The organism is Frankia sp. CoWAU3 (genome assembly GCF_977971855.1).
This window is the reverse complement of the sequence record NZ_CDWWXB010000129.1, coordinates 6,093-9,971: the sequence shown is the minus strand read 5'-3', so window position 1 is coordinate 9,971 and position 3,879 is coordinate 6,093. Positions and strand designations below refer to the sequence as shown.

The following is a 3,879-nucleotide window of genomic DNA, read 5'->3' as shown; positions in this document are numbered from 1 at the left end:
CAACGTAACGTGATCTCTGCGCGGCCCTGGGACACCCCCCGCCGCACGCTCGGTGCGTGACCACGACCATGCCGGTGCCGGCCGCGCCCCTTGCCGAGGCGGCGACACACTGCCCGTACTGCGCCCTGCAGTGCGGAATGATGCTGCGCGCCACCCCGGAGAGCGCCACCAAGGAAGGCACCGGAAAAGACGACGGCCCGGAACCCGCAGGCGGAAGGTCTCCGGGGCCGGTTGCCGTACTCGCCCGCGAGTTCCCCACCAACCGGGGCCGGATGTGCCAGAAGGGGTGGACCTCCGCCGAACTGCTGACCGCCGCGGACCGGCTCACCACCCCACTGATGCGGCCACGACGCGACGCCCCCCTCGAGCCGGTGAGCTGGGAACGGGCACTCGACCGCATCACCGAAGGGATCATCCGCCTCCAGCGCGAACACGGCCCGGACGCGGTCGGCGTCTTCGGCGGCGGCGGGTTGACCAACGAGAAGGCCTACGCCCTGGGCAAGTTCGCTCGGGTGGCGCTGCGCAGCTCCGCGATCGACTACAACGGCCGGTTCTGCATATCGTCGGCGGCCGCCGCGGGCATCCGCTCGTTCGGGCTGGACCGGGGCCTGCCCTTCCCATTGGAGGACATCGCGCACGCCGGGGCCGTCATCATGGTCGGCAGCAACGCGGCCGAGACCATGCCCCCGTTCATGCAGTACCTGACCCGCCAGCGGGAGAACGGCGGGACGCTCGTGGTCGTCGACCCGCGGCTGACGGCCACCGCCCGCGCCGCGGCCCTACATCTGCAGATCACCCCGGGAACTGACCTGGCCCTGGCCAACGGGCTGGCCTACATCGCCCTAACGGAGGGGTACGCCAACCGCGACTTCCTCGCCGCTCGGACGACGGGCCTCGCCGAGCTTCGAGCAGTACTCGCCTCCTACTGGCCCGAACGGGTGGAGCGCATCACCGGAGTGCCGGTGGCAGACCAGTACGCCGCCGTGGGCCTGCTCGCCCAGGCCGAACGGGCGATGGTGCTCAGCGCCCGCGGTGCCGAACAACACAGCAAGGGCACCGACACCGTCACGGCGCTCATCAACCTCGCCCTCGTACTGGGGCTGCCCGGTACCCCCGGGTCGGGCTACGGCTGTCTCACCGGCCAGGGCAACGGGCAGGGCGGCCGGGAACACGGGCAGAAGGCCGACCAGCTTCCCGGCTATCGCAAGATCATCGATCCGGTGGCCCGGGAGCACATCGGTCGGATCTGGGGCGTCGACCCGACGACCATCCCCGGTCCGGGCCGCAGCGCCTACGAGATGCTGGACGCGCTCGGCACGCCGCAGGGCCCGAGGGCGCTCCTCATCCTCGGCAGCAACATCGCCGTCTCCGCCCCCCGGGCCGGTCGGATCACCTCGCGGCTGGCCGCCTTGGACCTGCTCGTCGTCGCCGACTTCGTGCTCAGCGAGACGGCGGCCATGGCCGACATCGTCCTGCCGACCGCCCAGTGGGCGGAGGAGGAGGGAACGATGACCAACCTGGAGGGTCGGGTACTGCGGCGGGAACGGCTGCGGCCTCCTCCGGCCGGGGTACGCACCGACCTGGAGATCATCGCGGCGCTCGCCGCCCGACTCGGCCACGCCGAGCGCTTCCCCGGCGAACCACGGGCGGTCTTCGACGAGCTGCGCCGGGCCAGCGCCGGGGGGATCGCCGACTACGCGGGCATCAGCTACGAGCGGATCATCGCATCGGACGGGGTGTTCTGGCCCTGCCCGGACGAGACGCACCCGGGCATCCCCCGGATGTTCCTGGACCGCTTCGCCACTCCGGACGGACGGGCCCGGCTCGTGCCGGTCGAGCACCGTCCGGTGGCGGAGGACATCGACCCCGAGTACCCCTACTACCTGACCACCGGGCGGGTGCTGGCTCATTACCAGAGCGGTGCGCAGACCCGCCGGATCAGACCCCTCGTTGACGCCGCGCCGGAACCCTTCGTCGAGATCCATCCCGACCTCGCCGAACGGCTCGGGATCGCTGAGGGGGCGCCGGTGCGGGTCACGAGCCGACGAGGCACCTGCGAGGTGCCGGCGAGGCTGACCGACACCCTCCGATTCGACACCGTCTTCCTGCCCTTCCACTGGGCCGGGGCCGGACGGGCGAACTCCCTGACCAACGATGCGCTCGACCCGACGTCCCGGATGCCCGAGTTCAAGGTGTGCGCGGTCGCGGTCGAGCCGATCGACAACCCGGACGACGACCCGATCGGCCACCCGGGCGACGATCGGCATGCCACCGGGTCCGTTCCCAGCGCGACGGGTCGGGGCTGCCGAACCCGTTCGAGCCATGTTGACGGGCCGCAGCCGACCGAGCGGAAGGCGCCAACGGTGATGACCGCAAGGCCCCGAACCATGATGCACGACGCCGCGCCCGCGTCGGACTCCACAGGGGCCTCCGGGCCGCGCCGCGTAGTCATCGTGGGGCATGGGATGGCGGGCTCCCGGATGATCAGTGAGCTTCGTTCCCGAGATCCCAACCTGATCATCACCGTGTTCGGGGAGGAGCCGCATCCCGCCTACAACCGCATCCTGCTGTCGAACGTCCTGGCAGGAAAGGCGGATCTGGCCGACATCACCCTGGTCGACCATGCGGCGTCCGGCGACAGCGGTGACGACACGCCCCCGTGCGCTCTGGTCGACGTCCGGGCCGGCGTGGTGGCGCACCACATCGACCGTACGCGTCGCACCGTCACGGCCGACGACGGCAGCGTCGTCGCCTACGACGTACTCATCCTCGCCACCGGGAGCCGGGCGTGGCTGCCACCGATCGAGGGACTGACCCGACCGGATGGGACGCTGCTACCCGGAGTGGCGGCGTTCCGCACCCTCGACAACTGCCGGCATATCCTCACCCAGGCCGAACGGGCCACCCGCGCGGTGGTACTCGGCGGCGGCCTACTCGGCCTGGAGGCGGCCCGCGGCCTGGTCCGCCGCGGTCTGGACACGACGGTCCTGCACGCTGCGGGTCACCTGATGAACCGCCAGCTCGACCGGCGGGCCGGACAGGTGCTGGTCCGGACGCTGGCCGGACTCGGGGTGCGGTCCCGGCTCGCGGCCAGGGTCGTCCGGATCCATGGCGACGAGCGGCTCACCGGCGTGGAGCTGGCCGGCGACGAGGTGCTCGACGCCGATCTGCTGGTGGTCTCGACCGGCGTCGTGGCGGTGACCGACCTTGCCGCGGCGGCCGGCCTGCCGGTCGAAGCCGGGATCGTGGTGGACGATCAGATGCGCTCCCCCGCCGATCCGGCCGTGTTCGCGGTCGGTGACTGCGCGCAGCACGAGGGGACGGTGCAGGGGCTGGTGGCGCCGGCATGGGACCAGGTCCGGGTGGTGGCCGACGTTGTCACCGCCGCCGACCCCGCCACGCGCTACAGCGGCGCCCGACCCGTGACCAGGCTCAAGGCGTCGGGAGTGGATCTCGCCACCATGGGCGAGGTCGACGTGGACGAGTTCGACGAGGACGCCGAGGTGCTGCAGTTCGTCGATGTCACCCGGGGCACCTTCAAGAAGCTGGTGATCCGCGGGGACCGGCTGGTGGGCGCGATCATGCTCGGTGACAACCCGACGGTGGGGACCGTGACGCAGCTGTTCGACCGGCAGGCTCCGGTGCCGGCCGACCGGCGCAGCCTGCTGTTCCCGACCCGGACCGAGGTCACCGTCACCGACAGTCCGGCGACCCTACCCGACCGGGTCACCATCTGCCGGTGCAACAACGTGACCAAGGGCGGGATCACCCGCTGCTGGTTGGACGGAGCACGTGACCTGCCGGCGATCGTCACCGGTACCCGGGCGACGACCGGATGCGGCACCTGCCGGGACGCCGTTACGGGCATCGTCGAGTGGC

At 71.6% G+C, this 3,879-nt stretch carries 1 protein-coding gene; it reads left to right on the top strand.

What is annotated here, in order from left to right; all coding sequences use genetic code 11:
• Positions 1-56: 56 nt before the first annotated feature.
• On the top strand, positions 57-3,879 hold a 3,823-nt coding region (locus AC08ON_RS12260; protein WP_476616997.1), incomplete at its 3' end, for a molybdopterin-dependent oxidoreductase.